Raw genomic sequence first — 18958 nt, forward strand, 5'->3', positions numbered from 1 at the left:
AATCAAAAAGGGGTATTTAACCGTACCGGAGGTGACTATTAAGGGGGGGAAGGGAGATGACCTTGATTTGACGCAAAAAAAACAGGGGCTTTGATGATAGTTTGCGGCGCGAAGTCTTTTCAGATAACGAGGACAACAATGGACGTCAGCCGCAGACAATTTTTTAAAATCTGCGCGGGCGGTATGGCCGGAACAACGGCAGCCATGCTGGGATTTGCTCCCAAAATGGCGCTGGCTCAGGCACGCAACTATAAACTACTGCGTGCAAAAGAGATCCGTAACACCTGCACATACTGCTCCGTAGGTTGTGGGCTTTTAATGTATAGCCTGGGCGATGGTGCGAAGAACGCCAGAGAAGCGATTTACCATATTGAAGGGGATCCGGATCACCCGGTGAGCCGCGGGGCGCTTTGCCCGAAAGGAGCGGGGCTGCTGGACTACGTTCACAGCGAAAACCGCCTGCGCTACCCGGAATACCGCGCGCCGGGTTCTGATAAATGGCAGCGTATCTCCTGGGATGAGGCCTTCTCCCGTATTGCCAAATTAATGAAAGCCGACCGCGACGCCAACTTTATTGAAAAGAACGCGCAGGGCGTGACGGTCAACCGCTGGCTTTCCACCGGCATGCTATGCGCCTCTGCGGCGAGCAATGAAACCGGCATGCTGACGCAAAAATTTGTGCGCTCTCTCGGCATGCTGGCGGTAGACAACCAGGCGCGCGTCTGACACGGACCAACGGTAGCAAGTCTTGCTCCAACATTTGGTCGCGGTGCGATGACCAACCACTGGGTTGATATCAAAAACGCTAACGTCGTGGTGGTGATGGGCGGTAACGCCGCTGAGGCCCATCCGGTGGGGTTCCGCTGGGCGATGGAAGCGAAAAACAACAACGATGCGACGCTTATCGTCGTCGATCCGCGCTTTACGCGTACGGCATCGGTGGCCGATATTTATGCGCCAATCCGCTCCGGTACGGACATTACTTTCCTGTCCGGCGTGCTGCTGTACCTGATCGAAAACAACAAAATTAACGCGGAATACGTTAAGCACTACACCAACGCGAACCTGCTGGTGCGGGATGATTTTGCCTTCGATGACGGACTGTTTAGCGGCTATGACGCAGAAAAGCGCCAGTACGACAAAACGTCCTGGAACTATCAGTTTGACGAAAACGGCTTTGCGATGCGCGATGAAACCCTGACGCATCCGCGCTGCGTGTGGAACCTGCTGAAGCAGCACGTTTCCCGCTACACGCCGGAGGTGGTGGAAAACATCTGCGGCACGCCGAAAGCGGACTTCATGAAGGTGTGTGAGGTACTAGCCTCCACCAGCGCCGCCGACAGAACCACCACGTTCCTGTACGCGCTGGGCTGGACGCAGCACACCGTTGGCGCGCAGAACATCCGCACCATGGCGATGATCCAGCTATTGCTCGGCAATATGGGCATGGCGGGAGGCGGCGTGAACGCGCTGCGCGGTCACTCTAACATTCAGGGGCTGACCGATCTCGGTCTGTTGTCGACCAGCCTGCCGGGCTACCTGACGCTGCCGTCTGAAAAGCAGGTCGATCTGCAAACCTATCTGGCGGCAAATACGCCGAAGGCGACGCTGCCGGATCAGGTGAACTACTGGAGCAACTATCCGAAGTTCTACGTCAGCCTGATGAAATCCTTCTACGGCGACGCGGCGCAGAAAGAGAACGACTGGGGCTTTGAGTGGCTGCCGAAGTGGGATCAGGCTTATGACGTCATCAAGTATTTCAACATGATGGATAAGGGCAATGTCACGGGCTATATCTGTCAGGGCTTCAACCCGGTGGCGTCATTCCCGGACAAAAACAAAGTCGTTCGCAGCCTGAGCAAGCTGAAGTACATGGTCATTATCGATCCGCTGGTGACCGAGACCTCTACCTTCTGGCAGAACCACGGGGAATCAAACGATGTCGATCCGGCGTCGATTCAGACCGAAGTGTTCCGCCTGCCGTCGACCTGTTTTGCCGAAGAGGACGGCTCCATTGCCAACTCCGGCCGCTGGCTGCAGTGGCACTGGAAAGGTCAGGACGCACCGGGTGAGGCGCGCAACGACGGCGAGATCCTGGCCGGAATTTACCATCGCCTGCGCGAGATGTACCGCACCGAAGGCGGCAAAGGCGCTGAGCCGCTTCTGAAGATGAGCTGGAGCTACAAGCAGCCGGACCGTCCCGAGTCTGAAGAAGTCGCGAAAGAGAACAACGGCGTGGCGCTGGCGGATCTGTATGACGCGAGCGGCAATCTGCTGGCGAAGAAAGGCCAGCTGCTGAACAGCTTCGCGCTGCTGCGCGACGACGGCACCACGGCCTCGTCCTGCTGGATCTACACCGGCAGCTGGACGGAGCAGGGTAACCAGATGGCCAACCGCGACAACGCCGATCCGTCCGGGCTGGGCAACACCCTCGGCTGGGCATGGGCGTGGCCGCTGAACCGTCGCGTGCTGTACAACCGCGCATCGGCGGACATCAACGGCAAGCCGTGGGATCCGAAGCGCATGCTGATCCAGTGGAACGGGGCGAAATGGACGGGTAACGATATCCCGGACTACGGCACCGCCGCGCCGGGCAGCAATACCGGGCCGTTTATCATGCAGCCGGAAGGGCTGGGGCGCCTGTTTGCTCTCAACAAGCTGGCGGAAGGGCCATTCCCGGAACACTACGAGCCGATGGAAACGCCGCTGGGCACCAACCCGCTGCACCCGAACGTGATTTCCAGTCCGGTGGTGCGTCTCTACGAAGACGACGCGCTGCGTCTGGGCAAAAAGGACAAATTCCCGTACGTGGGAACAACCTACCGCCTGACCGAGCATTTCCACACCTGGACCAAGCACGCGCGGCTTAACGCTATCGCGCAGCCGGAGCAGTTTGTGGAAATCAGCGAAACGCTGGCGAAAGCGAAAGGGATTGCCAACGGCGACCGCGTGAAGGTGAGCAGCAAGCGCGGCTTTATTCGCGCGGTGGCGGTGGTGACCCGTCGTTTGCAAAGTCTGAACGTGCACGGGCAGCAGGTGGAAACCGTCGGTATCCCGCTGCACTGGGGCTTTGAAGGCGTGGCGCAGAAAGGCTACATCGCCAATACCCTGACGCCTAACGTCGGCGATTCCAACTCGCAAACGCCAGAGTATAAGGCGTTTCTGGTCAACATCGAGAAAGCGTGAGGAGCGATTCAATGGCGATGGAAACACAAGACGTTATCAAACGCTCCGCGACTAACCCGATAACTCCCGCGCCCCGCGCGCGGGACTACAAGGCAGAAGTCGCCAAGCTTATCGACGTCTCCTCCTGCGTGGGCTGTAAGGCCTGCCAGGTGGCGTGCTCAGAGTGGAACGACATCCGCGACGAAGTAGGGCACTGCGTTGGGGTCTACGACAATCCGGCGGATCTGAGCGCCAAATCCTGGACGGTGATGCGTTTTAGCGAAACCGAGCAGAACGGCAGGCTGGAGTGGCTGATCCGCAAAGACGGCTGCATGCACTGCGAAGATCCGGGATGCCTGAAGGCGTGCCCGTCTGCCGGCGCGATAATTCAGTACGCCAACGGTATCGTCGACTTCCAGCAGGACAACTGCATTGGCTGCGGCTATTGCATCGCGGGCTGTCCGTTTAATATTCCGCGCCTCAATAAAGAGGATAACCGGGTATACAAATGCACCCTGTGCGTGGACCGCGTCAGCGTCGGGCAGGAGCCTGCCTGCGTCAAGACCTGTCCAACCGGGGCGATCCACTTCGGCACAAAAAAAGAGATGCTGGACGTGGCGCAGCAGCGCGTCGATAAGCTCAAAGCACGGGGCTACGACAAAGCGGGCATTTACAACCCGCAGGGCGTGGGCGGTACGCACGTGATGTATGTGCTGCACCATAGCGACCAGCCGGAGCTGTATCACAACCTGCCGAAGGATCCGGCCATCGATACGTCCATTAACCTGTGGAAAGGGGCGCTTAAACCGCTCTCGGCGGCGGGCTTTATCGCTACCTTTGCGGGGCTGATTTATCACTATATCGGTATCGGGCCGAATAAAGAGGTGGATGACGACGAGGAGGAGCATCATGAGTAAGTCGAAAATGATAGTGCGCACGAAGTTTGTTGACCGCGCCTGTCACTGGACGGTGGTGATCTGCTTCTTCCTGGTGGCGGTGTCGGGGATTTCGTTCTTCTTCCCAACGCTGCAGTGGCTGACCGAAACCTTCGGCACGCCGCAGATGGGGCGCATTCTCCACCCGTTCTTCGGCGTGCTGATCTTCGTGGTGCTGATGTTTATGTTCGTGCGCTTCGTCCATCACAACATTCCGGACAAGCAGGACATCCCGTGGGTGAAAGGGATTGTCGAAGTCCTGAAGGGTAACGAGCATAAGGTCGCGAAGGTGGGGAAATACAATGCCGGACAGAAGATGATGTTCTGGACCATCATGAGCATGATTTTTGTGCTGCTGGTGACCGGCGTGATTATCTGGCGTCCGTATTTTGCGCACTATTTCCCGATTCAGGTGATTCGCTACGCGCTGCTGATTCACGCCACGTCGGCGATCGTTCTGATCCACGCCATCCTGATCCATATGTATATGGCGTTCTGGGTAAAGGGATCGATTAAAGGGATGATTGAAGGGAAGGTGAGCCGCCGCTGGGCGCAGAAACATCACCCGCGCTGGTATCGTGATGTGGAACGGCTGGAAGCAAAACAGGAAAGTACGGAAGGGATTAAGTAAGACCTGCGCCGTCGGCTTTGTCCGGCGGCGCTGCGCTTGCGCGGGCCTACGTTATGTATTGGTCACTAACGCATCTATCGCCGCAATCACGGTACTTCTCGCGCTGCGAAGATCGCATACAAAATCTTTATTATTTAGTTTCTTTTTCTCCACGTGTGTTATGCCAGATGTATTTAGAAAATATCGCTCAAAATCAATATTAACTAACGGCGCTGCGGCGTTGATATGTCCACGTAAATAGTTGTGGTAACTTAATGGAATAATGAGTCTCGTTGATAAATCATCATAATAGTCATGTTGAATTATCATAAAATAAGGCTGGTAATCCCGTGTTCTCTCTGAAGGGTTACGGTAAACGTCAAATTGAAAACACATTAAATCCCTCCAAAGAAAGGATCGTCTGATAATAGTCCCGCTTTAGCCGTAAATTCATTCATGGCTCTTATGAACTCTTTATCTTGCTGATGCCGACTTCTTCGCACCTCTGATGTCAGGGCCTCACGGGACACGCCACTCGCCACGCTCTCCCTTTTACCAGCGTCTTTACTGCGGTTTGGTTTCATTTTTATCTCCTCTGTTGGAGCGGTTATTATCAACCGCAGCCAACAAAAAACAATACCGTTTCTCCTGGTAATATCTATTCTGCGAGGCGTATTCCAGTAATTTTAGAATCGCTCCTCCACATAGCGGAACGGATATTTTGTGGGTTTGACTTTGCCGATTTTGCGTTTCGGTAAATCCACCTTGTCTACGTGAATTTCTTTATAGGGGATTTGCGAAAGCAGATGCGAAATAATGTTCAGTCTAACGCGTTTTTTATCCTCTGAACGCGCCACAAACCACGGCGCCCATGCGGTATCGGTGGCTTCAAACATGGCGTCGCGGGCGCGGGTGTACTCGTCCCACAGGTTAAAGGATTTAATATCCATCGGCGACAGCTTCCAGATCTTACGCCCATCGTTAATACGGTCGCGCAGGCGCCGCTCCTGCTCTTTCGGCGTCACCTCCAGCCAGTACTTCAGCAGGATAATCCCGGCATCGACCATCGCTTTTTCCATGACCGGCGCGCCGTCTAAAAATTTCTCCGCCTGTTCCTCCGTGCAGAACCCCATTACCCGTTCGACACCCGCGCGGTTATACCAGCTGCGATCGAAGATCACGATTTCACCGGCCGAGGGCAGGTGGGGCACATAGCGCTGGAAGTAAAGCTGGCTTTTTTCCTTTTCAGTCGGAGCAGGGAGCGCAACAACGCGAAACACGCGAGGGCTGACGCGCTCGGTGATCGCTTTGATGGTGCCGCCTTTGCCGGCGCCATCGCGTCCTTCAAAAACAATACACACTTTTAACCCTTTGGCGACGACCCACTGCTGGAGCTTAACCAGTTCAACGTGCAGTCGGCGGAGCTCTTTTTCGTAGTCTTTGGTCTTAAGCGGTGCATTTGTTACGACATCAACAGCGACAGGGGTTTTCTTTTTGCTTCCCATGATTGTCATCCTCAGGTTGTCCGGCGCGGAGAAAGCGAGACCGCACTATGAAGTGTAATCCACCTGAAATGATACGTGGTGTTTTTAGGTAATTAATTTCTCAACACTTTTTAAGCAGATACTGAGGGATTCGCGAAGGTGCTTAGCACCCGTTCCCCTATGCAGATGCAATAAAATCAGCACGTTTAACCCCGTATTTTATGTGTGGTTAATGTGATAATTTCATTCTTATTTACTTAAAGGAATTAAGAATGAGTTGGAATAAAGAAGCTGCGGTTTCGTATCTCCGTTCACACGCTCTGGGGCGCTCTCATAGTGAATGTGCTAAGTTTACCCGCCTGGCCATTCTGGCTGGCGGTGTTAAGGTAGCAAACACAGATTATGCAAAAGATTATGGGGCGGAATTATTACGTGCTGGATTCAGTGAGCTGCCGCCAGTTCAACGTTAATTTCTGGCGATGTGGCTGTGATACAGCCATACCCTGGTGGAAATGGCATAGGTCACATGACTATGTATGACGGTAAGCAGTGGATTTCTGATTTTGTTCAAAAAAGCATGTATCCGGGGCCAGGTTACCGCAAAATGCAACCATCCTTTAAAATTTACAGGATGCATTGATGAAAAGAATATTCCTATCATTCGTTATATTGCTGGTGGGGTGCAGTTCGGCTACCAACCAAGATCATAGTGCGCAAGACGCTACCGAATCATTTTATAAATCCTATCTTTCCGTATTCGGCAGCGATGAAGCCAGGCCTTATCCTGTCGACGAACTGCGTAAATATGTTTCTGCTGATACTATTGCTCGCATTAATGTCATTCAGGAAATCTCAGAACAAGAGCTAATAGAGTCTGACTATTTTACGTATACCCAGGATTACTCTCGCGAATGGATACCTTCGTTACGAGTTGAAAACGCCAGGCCATTTTTAAACGGTGAAGTAGTCCAGGTCATTGAGGGCGCGGGTAACGGGAGAAGCATCCACCTTGAGGTTTTTCTTCGTCGTGAAGATGATGCATGGAAAATCTACCGCGTCCGAGACATAACGAACAATCACGAGCACCCTATTTTCAGTGCTGGTGCTATTACACGCGCTAAAGCAACGGCAGAAAGCGCACTGTAAAAGCTACACCTCAAATCCTTTCAAGCCCTGACACATGCCGGGGCTTTTTGTTTTCCATTCCCACGGCGTAGCAGTTGGAGAAAATTCCTGAATCAATGGATGAACCTGTCAGCCAGCTGATTTGAACTGGCTCACCATACAAGTTTATTCAATAATGCCCGTTGCGAGTGATTAAACCGTGGTTGAGGTATGAAAAAGACAATATTTTCGTTGGCGCTTGGCACATTTGGCCTGGGCATGGCCGAATTTGGCATTATGGGCGTGTTAACCGAGCTGGCGCATGACGCCGGTATTTCGATTCCCTCCGCCGGGAGTATGATCTCCTTTTATGCCTTCGGTGTGGTTATTGGCGCCCCGATTGTGGCGCTCTTCTCAGGCAAGTTCTCGTTAAAAACGACGCTGCTGTTTCTGGTTGCCCTGTGCGCGGTCGGGAACGCCCTGTTTACCTTTTCAACATCGTATTTCTGGCTGGCGACGGGACGCTTAATTTCCGGCTTCCCGCACGGCGCGATTTTCGGCGTCGGGGCGATTATCCTGTCTAAAATTGCGCCGCCGGGGAAGGTTACGGTGGCGGTGGCTGGGATGATCGCCGGGATGACCGTGGCCAACTTGGTGGGCGTCCCGCTCGGCACCTGGCTGGGGCACCAGTTCAGCTGGCGTTATACCTTTTTCCTGATTGCGGTGTTCGACGCGCTGGTGATCCTCTCGGTTCTGCTCTGGGTGCCGGACATCCATGACAAATCAGAAATCAAATTGACCGAGCAGTTCCACTTTCTGAAAAAACCAGAACCCTGGCTGATTTTTGCCGCCACCATGTTTGGCAACGCCGGGGTGTTCGCGTGGTTCAGCTTCGTTAAGCCGTTTATGGTCAACGTTTCTGGCTTTTCCGAAGGGATGATGACGGCCATTATGATGCTGATGGGCCTTGGCATGGTGTTGGGCAATCTGCTGAGCGGAAAACTCTCGGTGCGTTTTAGCCCGCTGCGCATTGCGGCCACCACCGACATGGTGATTGTCGCCTCGCTGCTGCTGCTTTTCGCCTTTGGCGAACTGAAAACGGCCTCGCTGGTCATGGGCTTTATCTGCTGTGCCGGGCTGTTTGCGCTCTCTGCGCCGCTGCAGATCCTGCTTCTGCAAAATGCGAAGGGCGGTGAGATGCTGGGGGCTGCCGGGGGGCAGATGGCGTTTAATCTTGGGAGTGCGATCGGGGCGTATTTTGGCGGGATGATGATTACCTTCGGGTTTAGCTGGCGCTACGTCACGCTGCCTGCGGCGATACTCTCGTTCTCGGCCATGAGCGCGCTGTTGATATACGGTTACCTGCGGGCCAGACAGGCTCAGGCTAACGCTCGCGCGCTAGCCTGATTTTAATTCAGGCAAGCCAGGGCTCGCCGAGGGTCAGCATCAGGCGGTTGGCCCAGGCGAAGAACGCGGCGGACTGCACCAGATCAAGCTGCGCTAAGGTATCCAACCCCTCTTTTTCCAGCGCGGCAAGGTGCAGCGGCGTGGCGGCAGGCGGGGTAACCGACAGCGCCGCCGCAAAATCGATTTCCGCCTGCCAGCGTGCGGATTGCCCCTCGCTCAGGGACCGCCCTGGCCTCACGGCCAGCAGGGCCTCTACCGCCGCGTCATCCTTTGACAGCTGGCTGGCTTTACGCGCATGGACAGATGCGCAGTAAATGCAGCCGTTGATTTTACTGACTACCGTTGCTGCCAGCTCGCGCTCGGCGCGCGGCAAGCCCCCCGGCGTATAAAAAATCCCTTTATCCGTTAGCGTGCGCTGTTCAAGCACCGGCAGGTTGCGCCCCAGCAGGCGGAAGTAGTCGGAATCGGTATGGCCAAATTTCGCCAGGATGGCAACCTCATCGTCACGGAAGTCCGCAAGCGGTTTTGCTGCTATCCATGGTTCCCATCCCAGCTCCTGCTGGGTAAACGCGACGGGGGCCGACTTCCCGGTGATCGTTGTTGCGGTCGTGTGCCAAATGCCTGCCGCCACCGGCGCATCGCTTTTGGCGACGGGTTTGTCGTTCAGCAGCCGCAGCCCGGTGATGAGTCGGCTCTGGAAGCTGACAAACGCAGTAAGCTGCGCCAGGGTAACAATGCCTTCCTTGCTCCATCCCGCCTGGGTTAGCGCCTTTAACGCTGCAGGCGTCGCTTCGACGGGGGAGAACGTCAGCAGACGTGCGAAATTGAGCGCAGGGGTCAGACGGTCTGAGGTAGGGTCGGCCAGGCCAAACCCCGCATAGTGCGCGGCCAGCGCCTCCGCGCCGTGCCACCGGGCGACTTTTGCCGCCACGGCGAAACGCTCATCGAGTGCAAAATCATTATCCTGCTGGCTAAACAGGATTTCGTAGCTGCCCTGCGCGTGGCGCGTGGCGGCATCACGCGTGGCGCGCGCCTCTGCCAGAGGGGAACCGGGTTGAATTTCCGCCAGCTCGGCGAGAATGTCCTGACTTAATGACATAGGTGTCTCCTCAAAGTATGTGGGGGGCAATACGTTCGGCGATCAGTTCGATGGAGCGCAGCGTGTCGCGATGGGTAGGCTCGACCGAATGGACCTGGAATGAGATGTCCGTGGCGTGCCGGAGAACGGAATCAGCCTGCAGAGAATGCAGCACCGTCTCGGGCGATCCGATGTGGGCGTCGAACTGACGGCGATAATCGGTGACACTGTCACCTTTAACAATGTGCCCGGCAGCGCGATGCTGCTGGGCCTGCCTGGTGAGACCCGGCGTGGCGACCTTCAGCGCATAGTCATCGCTGTCGGCGACGAATGCCGTACGGGAGGCCAGAATGCGCGGAGCGATACCGGCGGGCAGTGCCTCCAGGTAGGCATCCACAATCGGGTTCTGGATCGCGTCGAGCGTTAAATCCAACTGGTCTGCCGGGCGCGGCTGCGTGCGGGAGAGCATTAAACCGTGTCCGGCCCGCGCGGCGCGAACGGCACCGTCGACGGAAAAGGTGGCAATCCAGATCCGGTCAGCAAGCTGTGGCGCAGGCGGGTAAAGGTGGTTATCCGGATGGGTGAGCGAATCCCCGCGCCAGGCGCTCTGGATCACATGAAGATGGTCGGCAAAGGCCGCGCCGCGCTGTTCAAACGTCAGTCCGAACGGCAGGAAAGAGGTCGGCGTGCCGCCCGAACCAAAGCCGACTTCGAGACGTCCATCGGCGAGTAAATCCAGAACCGCGGCATCTTCCGCCACGCGCAGCGGGTTTTCCATCGGCAGGGTAATGATGGCCGTACCCAGCCGAATGGTTTCGGTATGCGCCGCTACGTGCGCCAGAAACAGCAGCGGCGACGGCAGGCCGCCTTCACTTTCGTGGAAGTGGTGCTGGGCAATCCAGGCGCTGTCAAAACCATGGCGTTCGGCGTGGCGGATCTGTTCAGTTGCCAGACGATAGCGCTCCTTCGGCGTGGTGTCGTCAAGCAGGCGGGTGAAAAATCCCAGGCGTTTTCGCGTCATGCGAACTCCTCCGTAGCGGGTGAAAAATGGGGAATGGCGTCAATCAGCTCGCGGGTATAATCGTTCTGCGGAGACGCGAATAAAGTTCCGACGTCACCGTGTTCGACCACCTGACCGCTGCGCAGCACCGTGACGCTGTGGGCGATCCGACGGACGGTAGAAAGATCGTGCGTGATGAACAGGTAGGTTAATCCCAGCTGCTGCTGCAGCTGCTGAAGCAGAGCCAGAATCTGCGCCTGCACGGTGACGTCCAGCGCGGAGGTGGCTTCGTCCAGCACCAGAATGGTCGGCTCCAGGATCAGCGCCCGGGCGATGGCAACGCGCTGACGCTGGCCGCCTGAAAGTTCCCGGGCGGTGCGGGTCAGGAGTTCGACGGGCAGGGCAACCCGCTGCGCCACGGTCTCCACCCGGACCTTTCGCTCCGCTTTACGCAGGCGGGAAAAGTTCTTCAGAGGCTCTTCGATGATGTCAAACAGCGTCTGACGCGGGTCGAGAGAGGCAAACGGGTTCTGGTAGACAAACTGGATCTTCTGGCGCAGCTGTCGACGGGCTTCTCGGCTGAGCGTGGTGGCATCAATATCATCAATGATGACCTGTCCGCTGTCCGCCTGTTCAAAACCCAGCAAAATACGGGCGAGGGTGGTCTTCCCGGAGCCGGATTCACCGACCAGCGCATGCGTGCTGCCGCGCCTGACGTCAAACGTCACCCGATCCAGCGCCTGAAGCTGATGACCTTTGCCCAGGGAGAACCGTTTGCTGATGGCCCGGGCGCGAATGGCCGGTGACGAGAGCGGGAGACCGGCTACCGGGGCAATGGTCAGGCGCTGGCCCTGGAGATCGCTCAGCAACTGACGGGTGTAGGCGTGCTGCGGCGTACGGACAATATCGACGGTGCTGCCTTGCTCCTGAATTTCGCCATCGCGAAAAACCAGCAGCCTGTCCGCGCGCTGGGCGGCAAGCGCCAGATCGTGGGTGACAAACAGAACGGCAGTGCCCGATTCCCGCCGCAGGATATCCAGCAGATCGAGAATGCGTTTTTGCACCGTCACATCCAGCGCGCTGGTGGGTTCATCGGCAACGATAACGTCCGGGCGCAGGGCAATGGCGATGGCTATCAACACGCGCTGCTTCATCCCGCCGGAGAGCTGATGCGGATACTGCGTCATGCGCTGTTCGGGGTGGCTCAGGCCGACCTTTCTCAGCAGGGCGAGCACCTGCTCGTCGCGCTCGGCGCGGGTCACTTTCTGGTGTAGCTGAATAATTTCTCCGACCTGCGCACCGATCGTTTTCACCGGGTTGAGCGAATTACCCGGATCCTGCGGAACCAGGCTGATTCGCGCTCCGCGAAGGGTATCGAGACGCTTCGCTGACCACCGGCTAATCTCCTCGCCGTTAAGCACGATTTTTCCCGCATCGCGCCGGGCGTTATCCGCCAGTAGGCCAATGATCGCCTGTGCCGTGGTCGTTTTGCCGGATCCGGATTCGCCGACAAAGGCCAGCATTTCTCCTCGCCTGAGGGTAAAGCTGACGTTATGTACCACCTCGCGCCACTGGCGAGCGGTACGGTAGCTGATGGTAAGGTTTTCTACCGAGAGTACGGTCATTTCAGGCCTCCGCTGAACTGCTGGCTGATACGGTTGGTGGCCAGCACGACGGCGATGACGACCACGCCGGGGAAGGTGGTTAACCACCAGGCGGTAGAGAGATAGTTACGGCCTTCGGCAATCAATAAGCCCCATTCCGGTACGGGCGGCGGGGTGCCGTAGCCGAGAAAGCTCAGCGTGGAGAGCGCCAGGATGGCCTGTCCAAACTGCAGCGTGGCAAAGGCGAGCACGGCGGTTAAGGCGTTGGGCAGGATGTGTCGCCACAGCACGGCGAAAAACGTCCCGCCGCTGCCAAACGCCGCCTCGACGTAATCCGTGTGGCGGATGCGCACGACCTCACCGCGCGCGAGGCGGGCGAAGCTGGCAATGGAGGCCACGCCGACGGCAATCGCGGCGTTAACGGTGCCAAACCCGAGCAGAATAATCACCGTCAGCGAGAGCAGCAGAGACGGAATGGACAACAGCACGTCGACAAAACGCATCAGGAAAGACTCGACGCGTCCGGCGAACGCCCCGGCGACGACCCCCAGGCCGGTGCCTACCACCAGCCCCATCGTGACGGCGGCGAGCGACGCGCTCAGTGAGTGTGATGCGCCGTAGACAATACGGGTATAAACATCGCGACCAAGCTGATCGGTCCCGAGCCAGTGTCCCGCCTGCGGCGCCAGGCGCTGTGCGCCAGCGATGCCCTCAATCGGGCTGTAGTGGGTTAACAGGCCGGGAGCTACGGCGGCAAAAGCGGCGAGAAGAATCACCCCCCATGCCAGCCACAGTCCTGGTTGCCATTCCACTCCCTGCCAGGCTGGAACGCGTTTTCGCGCGGCGGCAGCGTAATCGACCAGGCTCATGATGCACCTCCGGTAACGGTTTGCAGACGGGGATCCAGCAGCGGCATCAGCAGATCCACCAGCAGATTGATCAGGACAAAACCGAGGGCGGAGATCATCACAACCGCCTGAAGCACGGCGATATCCTGGTTATTCACCGCCTGCTGGGTCAGCTGTCCGAGCCCGCTGCGGCCAAAAACGGTTTCGGTGATCAGCGCCCCGGCAATCAGTTCGCCCAGCAGCAGCCCGGCAATGTTCAGCACCGGCAGCAGGGCGTTGCCGGTAACGTGACGCCACAGGACGGCGGTTTCACTCAGACCTTTGGCGCGGGCCACGGCGACAAACGGCTGCGTCGCCACCTGGTCCAGACTGCGCATCAGAATTTGTGCCAGCGGGGCGGAGATCGGGATCGCGACGGTCACGATCGGCAGGATCAGCCCCTGCAGCGGCGTCGGGTTAATCACCGGAATCAGCCGCAGCTGAAAAGAAAAAAGCTGGATGAGGGCAATCCCCAACCAGAACGTTGGTAAGGAGATAAACAGGACCGGCAGAGACTGGAGGGTATTACTCAGCCAGCGCAGCCCCGGCAGACGCGATGCAAAGGCCAGCACGAACGCCAGCAGGACCGCGAGTACAAACGCGGGCAGGGCGAGACTCAGGGTATCCGGAAGATTGCTGGCAATCAGCTCGCTGACCGGCACGCCCGCCTGTAACGAATAGCCGAAATCCCCGCGCAGCATCGCCAGCAGCGTGTGGCCGTACTGCTGCCACAGCGGGCTATTCGCGCCGTAGGCCACGCGCATCTCCTCGATTTGCGCCGGGCTTAAGCCCAGGTCCGGGTTCTGAAATTTAATCAGCACCGCGTCGCCCGGCAGCACCTGGAGCAATACGAACGAGAGGGTAAAGGCGGCCCACAGGACCAGCAGCCCGTGCCCAAAACGTTGAAGAAGTGCGTGGCGCATCGTCAGCTCCTCAGTGTTTCTCAATCCACGCGCCGTAGAATGACGGGCGGCCTACCGCTTCAAAATTGACGCCTTTCAGCCACGGCGCACCGGCAAAGACCTGCGGCTCTTCGAAAATCGGAATGACGTAGGCGTTATCCAGCAGGTAGCGCTGGGCATCGCCGGTCAGCTGCAGGCGTTTTTGCGGATCGACCTCAGCGGAAATGTTCACCAGCAGTTCATTCAGCTTGTCGTCACGGAAGCTTTTGACCTTGTCGCTGGATCCGCCTTTTTGCAGCAGCGCGTCGCGGTTCGCCGGGTAGAACATGCTTTTCACCACGTCAGGATCGGCGCGGCCCACTTCGGAGACGGTTAACGGGGTTTTCTGCGGGTCAAGGTTATCCAGCGTGCGGCTGCCTGCGTCACCGGCTTTAACGCTGAGCGCCACGCCCACCTGTCGCCACTGCTGGGCAATCAGCTGCAGCACCTCTTTGTTTTGCGGCTGCGGAAGGGATTCATATACCGTCAGTGCCAGACGTTGTCCGTCTTTGGCGCGGATCCCGTCGCTCCCCGCTTTCCAGCCCGCCTCGTCCAGCAGCTGATTGGCTTTTGCCGGGTCAAAGGTCAATTTGTCGCTGAGGTCGACAAAGCCTGCGGCGGAATCGGCAATCACCGACTTCGCCTGCGGATAGTTGACCGAGAAGAGGGTTTCGACCACCTGTTTTGCATTGGTGGCATGCAGCAGCGCCTGGCGGACGCGAATATCGGAGACCAGCGGGTTATCCGGGCGGAAGCTGATGCTGTCGTTCACCCCGCGCGTTGGGGCGGCGTAGATTTTATAGCCCTGATCGGTCGCCTGCTTTTCGTCATACGCCTGCACCTGACGAATAAAGTCGGCCTGACCGGCCAGCAGGGCGCCGACGCGCACGCTGTCTTCCTGGGTCACGATAAACTTGATGCCGTCAAGATTGGCTGGCCCCTGTTGCGCCAGATTTTTGGGTCCCCACTGATAGTCTTTGCGCGCTTCGAGCGTCACTTCACGGCCCAGCTTCTCGTCCTTCACCACAAACGGGCCGGAGCCAATGATATGGCGGGCATCACCCAGCTCTTCAAAGTTGCGCTTCAGCGTGCTGAGCGAGACCAGACCCGATCCTATGGTGGCGGTGCCCTGCAGGAATCCCGGCGACGGTTTTTTGAAGTAGAACTTCACGGTCAGCGGGTCGACAACTTCGCTGCGATCGTAGTTATTGATCACTTCTGACACCGGCAGGCGCTGCGCCTTGTTGCCTAAGCCGTAGGTATCAAAGTTTTTCGCCACGGCGTTGGCGTCGAGCGGCGTGCCGTCGGAGAAGGTTATGCCGGGACGCAGTTTAAAGGTGTATTCGGTTTTATCTGCATTGGTGGTCCAGCTTTCTGCCACCCACGGTTCCACCTGCAGCGTCTTTGGGTTCTGCCACGTCAGTTTGTCGGTGATTTGATTCAGAATACCGCCGTTCGGGTAAAAGCCACCGGCAGGCGGATAGAGGTTAGTGTGCGCCTGTTGCTCCAGATAAATCAGCGTGCCGCCTTTGACGGGCGCATCTGCTGCCCAGGCTACGGTTGTCGCCAGAATCAGCGCCGTCAGCAGCGGCAGACGAAATGGGGTTTGCATGGTGAATTCCTTTGTTATCTTCTTGTTAGCGTCGGATTCATCATCGGGCGCGGGGGAAAGCAAGGGAACAAAGGAATTAAGATAAGGTTTGCCGGAAACTGAAAATATAAACGCCCCGTAAACGGGGCGAGAGCGGGAGCTAAACGAATTTCGCCAGCGGGTCCGCGGCGGCAAACGCGACCGCTTTATCCGCTGCTGGGGGGTAGATCAGCTCGTTCGTGATGGCAATTTTGATCTTCTTTGCCTCGTCGCGGACGGATTTGACGGCCTGTTCCCAGCCCTCGGTATAAACCGCGCCCCACGCGCCTAAATCCAGGCAGGTAACATAGTTCACCTGACGATAAGGATATGGCGCGATGTTTAGCAGGCTGGCTGCCGCATTGTGTCCGGCAAATTTTCCAAGCTGGATCGCGTGCTGGCAGGTCATCAGCGCCGTGTTGCCCGAATCGTCTGTTTTGGCGTGCGCCATGTCGCCGGTGGCATAGATGTCCGGATGGGCTGGGACCTGCAACGACTCGGTAACGATAAGTCGCCCCTGGTTGTCACGTTCGCCGTCAATCTGCTGGCTGAGAGGGTTGGCCTCGACGCCAGCCGTCCAGACCACGGTAGAGGCGGTAATACGTTCGCCATTTTTTAAGATAACGCCGTTTGCGTCGATGGTTTCCACTTCACTGTTAAGACGCCATTCAACCCCCAGCTCGCGGCTTGCGTCTTCAATGGTCTTGCGTAAGGCTTCGCTGTAACGCCCACCGATAACTGCACCACGTTCAACTACGACTACTTTAATCTTTGTATCTTCGCCTAATCGAGAACGAAGCCGTGCAGGGAGCTCGGTCGCCAGCTCAATGCCGGTGAAACCGCCGCCGCAGACCACAACGGTGTTACGTTCTGGGGTGGCAGGCAGTGAAGCCAGTGAATCCAGGTGCTGCTCAAATACCAGCGCCGATTCCAGCTGGTCGATATCAAATGCGTATTCGACAAGCCCGGCAATGGAAGGGCGTTTGGTCTGGCTACCCGTTGCCAGCACTAAACGTTCGTAAGTCACCGAGGATGTCATCCCCTGATTATCACGCCATATCACCTTTTTTTCATGAGTATCAATATGTTCTGCGCTTCCTGCAATAAACTCAATATCCAGCTCAGCGAACAGTTCGGTCAGCGGCGCGACAAGCGTTGATACCTTTTCTTCATAGAAGCGTGGGCGAACGCGCAGCTCAGGAACGGGCGCCAGCACGGCAATCTTAAGATTGTTTTTTCCTTCCAGCGCCGACAGGCGAGCGGCGCTGACCGCAGCCCACATACCGGAAAAGCCGCTACCCACAATTAAAATTTGCTTTTTCATACTCGATCCTTTTGATCGCCAGGCTCTGTACCTGACATAACTGCCACTATACTTGTCGGAGTTGACTGCGACAACTTCTTTCTGAGTTAAAAATCGTTATAATGGCCTGAATAGCAAACTGGGGTTAACCATGGCGTTTTACAGTTCCGGTGTGGAATACGGCATTCACAGCCTGATGTGTATGGTGGATGCAAAGGGTAATGAGCGGGAGATGAGCGTAAGGGAGATGGCTGCCCTTCAGGGCGTGCCGTATGATTATCTCGGTAAAATATTCACCCGCTTGTCGCGTGCCGGTCTGGTCATCAGCACGGAAGGCAAGGGTGGGGGCTTTCAGCTGGCGCGCCCGGCGGAGCTGATCACCGTGCTGGACGTAGCACACGCCATCGACGGCGAGAAAAATATGTTTGAGTGTAGGGAGATACGCCAGCGGCTGGCCGTGTTTGATGAAACGCCTCCTGCCTGGGTATGTGACGGTCCGTGCGGGGTACGTTCGGTGATGGACAGCGCGCAGCAGCGAATGGAAGAGGAGCTAGCCCGGCATACCATTCTCGATCTGGCGCGCAAAATGTACCGAAAAGCGCCGGACACGTTCCAGATTGAGGTTCAGGAGTGGATTTCAGACCGGCGTTCGTCGTAACAATAGACCGGGTAGGGCGAAGCCGCTACCCGGCGACAGGTGTTTACGAGCGGAGATCAATGACCATACGGCCGCGGATCTGGCCCTGTTCCATCTCTTTAAAGATGGCGTTGATGTCCTCGATTGGACGCATAGTGACTTTCGGCACCACCTTACCTTCAGCCGCAAACTGGAAGGCTTCCTGCAGATCCTGACGAGTGCCAACCAGCGAACCCACTACCTGAATACCGTCCAGCACCAGACGCGGAATGTCGAGGCTCATCGCTTCCGGCGGCAGGCCAACCGCGACCACGCGGCCACCGGCACGCACGGCATCAACGGCCGAGTTGAATGCTGCTTTTGCAACGGCAGTAACGACTGCGGCATGCGCGCCGCCGGTTTTCTCCTGCACAATTTTAGCGGCATCTTCGCTGCGGGAGTTGATGGTTAAATCTGCACCCATGCTGGCCGCCAGCTTCAGCTGTTCGTCGTTGACGTCAAGGGCGATGACTTTGGCGTTAAAGACGTTTTTGGCGTACTGCAGCGCGAGGTTACCCAGCCCGCCAAGACCGTAAATCGCAATCCACTGGCCCGGTTTAATACCCGATACCTTCACCGCTTTGTAGGTGGTGACCCCGGCGCAGGTAATGCTGCTGGCTGCAGCGGATTCCAGACCGTCCGGCACTTTAACCGCGTAATCCGCGGTGACGATGCACTCTTCCGCCATGCCGCCATCAACGGAGTAACCGGCATTTTTCACATCACGGCACAGAGTTTCGTTGCCGGTATTACAGTATTCGCAGTGGCCACAACCTTCAAAAAACCAGGCCACGCTTGCGCGGTCGCCGACTTTCAGCGACTTCACGCCTGGGCCGACTTCTTTTACGATACCAATCCCTTCGTGGCCCAGGATAACCCCGGTTTTATCCCCAAAATCACCGTTCTTCACGTGGAGGTCGGTGTGGCATACGCCGCAGCACTCCATCTTCAGCAGGGCTTCCCCGTGCTTAAGCGGGCGTAAAGTTTTTTCGGTGACATTAACCTGATGATCCTGAGTGACAACAGCAGCCTTCATGTGTATCTCCTTGTTCATGATAAGAATCTGCATAGCAGGTGTAGTACCTCTTAAGGATTAATACATTAGCCTGGTAATGCAAGACTGCAGCAACATAA

General features: G+C 56.9%; 18 protein-coding genes. 7 read left to right on the forward strand and 11 right to left on the reverse strand.

From position 1 onward, the window contains the following. Positions 1-138 precede the first annotated feature (138 nt). From fdnG to fdnI, 3 genes are read left to right on the forward strand one after another with little or no spacing between them, the layout of a single operon-like run. On the forward strand, positions 139-3186 hold the full coding sequence (gene fdnG, locus RVY89_RS07065) for a formate dehydrogenase-N subunit alpha (RefSeq protein ID WP_484827315.1): 3048 nt from the start codon (positions 139-141) through the stop codon (positions 3184-3186). A gap of 11 nt (positions 3187-3197) precedes the next feature. Continuing rightward, on the forward strand, positions 3198-4082 hold the full coding sequence (gene fdxH, locus RVY89_RS07070; protein WP_484827316.1) for a formate dehydrogenase subunit beta: 885 nt from the start codon (positions 3198-3200) through the stop codon (positions 4080-4082). Next, entirely contained in the window at positions 4075-4731 is a 657-nt protein-coding gene (gene fdnI / locus RVY89_RS07075; protein WP_371898180.1) for a formate dehydrogenase-N subunit gamma, read from the forward strand. Before fdxH ends, fdnI begins: the two co-directional genes overlap by 8 nt. A 51-nt stretch (positions 4732-4782) precedes the next feature. Here the strand turns inward: fdnI and RVY89_RS07080 are convergent, their stop codons facing one another. From RVY89_RS07080 to ppk2, 3 genes are all read right to left on the reverse strand, one after another. Further along, complete coding sequence (locus tag RVY89_RS07080; protein WP_484827317.1) at positions 4783-5106, reverse strand: CcdB family protein; 324 nt, start codon at positions 5104-5106, stop codon at positions 4783-4785. Next, on the reverse strand, positions 5106-5294 hold the full coding sequence (locus tag RVY89_RS07085) for a type II toxin-antitoxin system CcdA family antitoxin (protein ID WP_484827318.1): 189 nt from the start codon (positions 5292-5294) through the stop codon (positions 5106-5108). Before RVY89_RS07085 ends, RVY89_RS07080 begins: the two co-directional genes overlap by 1 nt. Before the next feature lie 102 nt (positions 5295-5396). Then, complete coding sequence (ppk2, locus tag RVY89_RS07090) at positions 5397-6215, reverse strand: polyphosphate kinase 2 (protein WP_371898177.1); 819 nt, start codon at positions 6213-6215, stop codon at positions 5397-5399. Between the two features lie 251 nt (positions 6216-6466). Between ppk2 and RVY89_RS07095 the strand changes: the two genes are divergently transcribed. From RVY89_RS07095 to araJ, 3 genes are all read left to right on the forward strand, one after another. Next, positions 6467-6664, forward strand: a complete 198-nt coding sequence (locus RVY89_RS07095) for a hypothetical protein (RefSeq protein ID WP_484827319.1) — start codon at positions 6467-6469, stop codon at positions 6662-6664. Positions 6665-6833: 169 nt separating this feature from the next. After that, positions 6834-7340, forward strand: a complete 507-nt coding sequence (locus tag RVY89_RS07100; RefSeq protein WP_484827320.1) for a YqhG/Tai3 family protein — start codon at positions 6834-6836, stop codon at positions 7338-7340. A gap of 189 nt (positions 7341-7529) precedes the next feature. After that, entirely contained in the window at positions 7530-8705 is a 1176-nt protein-coding gene (araJ, locus tag RVY89_RS07105) for an MFS transporter AraJ (protein ID WP_484827321.1), read from the forward strand. A 7-nt stretch (positions 8706-8712) separates the two neighbouring features. Here the strand turns inward: araJ and RVY89_RS07110 are convergent, their stop codons facing one another. The 7 genes from RVY89_RS07110 to RVY89_RS07140 all read right to left on the reverse strand — a co-directional run bounded on the left by RVY89_RS07110 (position 8713) and on the right by RVY89_RS07140 (position 17169). After that, positions 8713-9804 (reverse strand): alkylhydroperoxidase domain protein, encoded by a 1092-nt coding sequence (locus RVY89_RS07110; protein ID WP_484827322.1) that lies wholly within the window; start codon positions 9802-9804, stop codon positions 8713-8715. Positions 9805-9814: 10 nt separating this feature from the next. Continuing rightward, positions 9815-10804, reverse strand: coding sequence for a putative FMN-dependent luciferase-like monooxygenase (locus RVY89_RS07115; RefSeq protein ID WP_484827323.1), 990 nt, complete (start codon positions 10802-10804; stop codon positions 9815-9817). Beyond that, on the reverse strand, positions 10801-12408 hold the full coding sequence (locus tag RVY89_RS07120) for a dipeptide ABC transporter ATP-binding protein (protein WP_484827324.1): 1608 nt from the start codon (positions 12406-12408) through the stop codon (positions 10801-10803). Before RVY89_RS07120 ends, RVY89_RS07115 begins: the two co-directional genes overlap by 4 nt. Further along, positions 12405-13256: an ABC transporter permease gene (locus RVY89_RS07125; protein ID WP_484827325.1), complete on the reverse strand. Its 852-nt coding sequence runs from the start codon at positions 13254-13256 to the stop codon at positions 12405-12407. Before RVY89_RS07125 ends, RVY89_RS07120 begins: the two co-directional genes overlap by 4 nt. After that, the gene (locus RVY89_RS07130; protein ID WP_484827326.1) at positions 13253-14197 is read right to left on the reverse strand and encodes an ABC transporter permease; all 945 of its coding nucleotides are present in this window, start codon (positions 14195-14197) and stop codon (positions 13253-13255) included. The genes RVY89_RS07125 and RVY89_RS07130 overlap by 4 nt, the downstream gene beginning before the upstream one ends. 10 nt (positions 14198-14207) lie before the next feature. Beyond that, positions 14208-15827, reverse strand: coding sequence for a TIGR04028 family ABC transporter substrate-binding protein (locus tag RVY89_RS07135; protein ID WP_484827327.1), 1620 nt, complete (start codon positions 15825-15827; stop codon positions 14208-14210). 139 nt (positions 15828-15966) lie between these two features. Next, positions 15967-17169, reverse strand: coding sequence for an NAD(P)/FAD-dependent oxidoreductase (locus RVY89_RS07140; protein ID WP_484827328.1), 1203 nt, complete (start codon positions 17167-17169; stop codon positions 15967-15969). Between the two features lie 130 nt (positions 17170-17299). Between RVY89_RS07140 and RVY89_RS07145 the strand changes: the two genes are divergently transcribed. Continuing rightward, positions 17300-17806 (forward strand): RrF2 family transcriptional regulator, encoded by a 507-nt coding sequence (locus tag RVY89_RS07145; RefSeq protein WP_484827329.1) that lies wholly within the window; start codon positions 17300-17302, stop codon positions 17804-17806. A 43-nt stretch (positions 17807-17849) separates the two neighbouring features. Here RVY89_RS07145 and adhP read toward each other — a convergent pair whose 3' ends face one another. After that, the gene (adhP, locus tag RVY89_RS07150) at positions 17850-18860 is read right to left on the reverse strand and encodes an alcohol dehydrogenase AdhP (RefSeq protein WP_023311899.1); all 1011 of its coding nucleotides are present in this window, start codon (positions 18858-18860) and stop codon (positions 17850-17852) included. Positions 18861-18958 lie beyond the last annotated feature (98 nt).

Source organism: Enterobacter sp. 3U4, assembly GCF_057224565.1.

Bases quoted from the DNA above. Each gene is read 5' to 3' on its own strand.
- fdxH (WP_484827316.1), top strand. From the start codon at position 3,198: ATGGCGATGGAAACACAAGACGTTATCAAACGCTCCGCGACTAACCCG.
- fdnI (WP_371898180.1), top strand. From the start codon at position 4,075: ATGAGTAAGTCGAAAATGATAGTGCGCACGAAGTTTGTTGACCGCGCC.
- RVY89_RS07080 (WP_484827317.1), bottom strand. From the start codon at position 5,106: ATGTGTTTTCAATTTGACGTTTACCGTAACCCTTCAGAGAGAACACGG.
- RVY89_RS07085 (WP_484827318.1), bottom strand. From the start codon at position 5,294: ATGAAACCAAACCGCAGTAAAGACGCTGGTAAAAGGGAGAGCGTGGCG.
- ppk2 (WP_371898177.1), bottom strand. From the start codon at position 6,215: ATGGGAAGCAAAAAGAAAACCCCTGTCGCTGTTGATGTCGTAACAAAT.
- RVY89_RS07095 (WP_484827319.1), top strand. From the start codon at position 6,467: ATGAGTTGGAATAAAGAAGCTGCGGTTTCGTATCTCCGTTCACACGCT.
- RVY89_RS07100 (WP_484827320.1), top strand. From the start codon at position 6,834: ATGAAAAGAATATTCCTATCATTCGTTATATTGCTGGTGGGGTGCAGT.
- araJ (WP_484827321.1), top strand. From the start codon at position 7,530: ATGAAAAAGACAATATTTTCGTTGGCGCTTGGCACATTTGGCCTGGGC.
- RVY89_RS07110 (WP_484827322.1), bottom strand. From the start codon at position 9,804: ATGTCATTAAGTCAGGACATTCTCGCCGAGCTGGCGGAAATTCAACCC.
- RVY89_RS07115 (WP_484827323.1), bottom strand. From the start codon at position 10,804: ATGACGCGAAAACGCCTGGGATTTTTCACCCGCCTGCTTGACGACACC.
- RVY89_RS07120 (WP_484827324.1), bottom strand. From the start codon at position 12,408: ATGACCGTACTCTCGGTAGAAAACCTTACCATCAGCTACCGTACCGCT.
- RVY89_RS07125 (WP_484827325.1), bottom strand. From the start codon at position 13,256: ATGAGCCTGGTCGATTACGCTGCCGCCGCGCGAAAACGCGTTCCAGCC.
- RVY89_RS07130 (WP_484827326.1), bottom strand. From the start codon at position 14,197: ATGCGCCACGCACTTCTTCAACGTTTTGGGCACGGGCTGCTGGTCCTG.
- RVY89_RS07135 (WP_484827327.1), bottom strand. From the start codon at position 15,827: ATGCAAACCCCATTTCGTCTGCCGCTGCTGACGGCGCTGATTCTGGCG.
- RVY89_RS07140 (WP_484827328.1), bottom strand. From the start codon at position 17,169: ATGAAAAAGCAAATTTTAATTGTGGGTAGCGGCTTTTCCGGTATGTGG.
- RVY89_RS07145 (WP_484827329.1), top strand. From the start codon at position 17,300: ATGGCGTTTTACAGTTCCGGTGTGGAATACGGCATTCACAGCCTGATG.
- adhP (WP_023311899.1), bottom strand. From the start codon at position 18,860: ATGAAGGCTGCTGTTGTCACTCAGGATCATCAGGTTAATGTCACCGAA.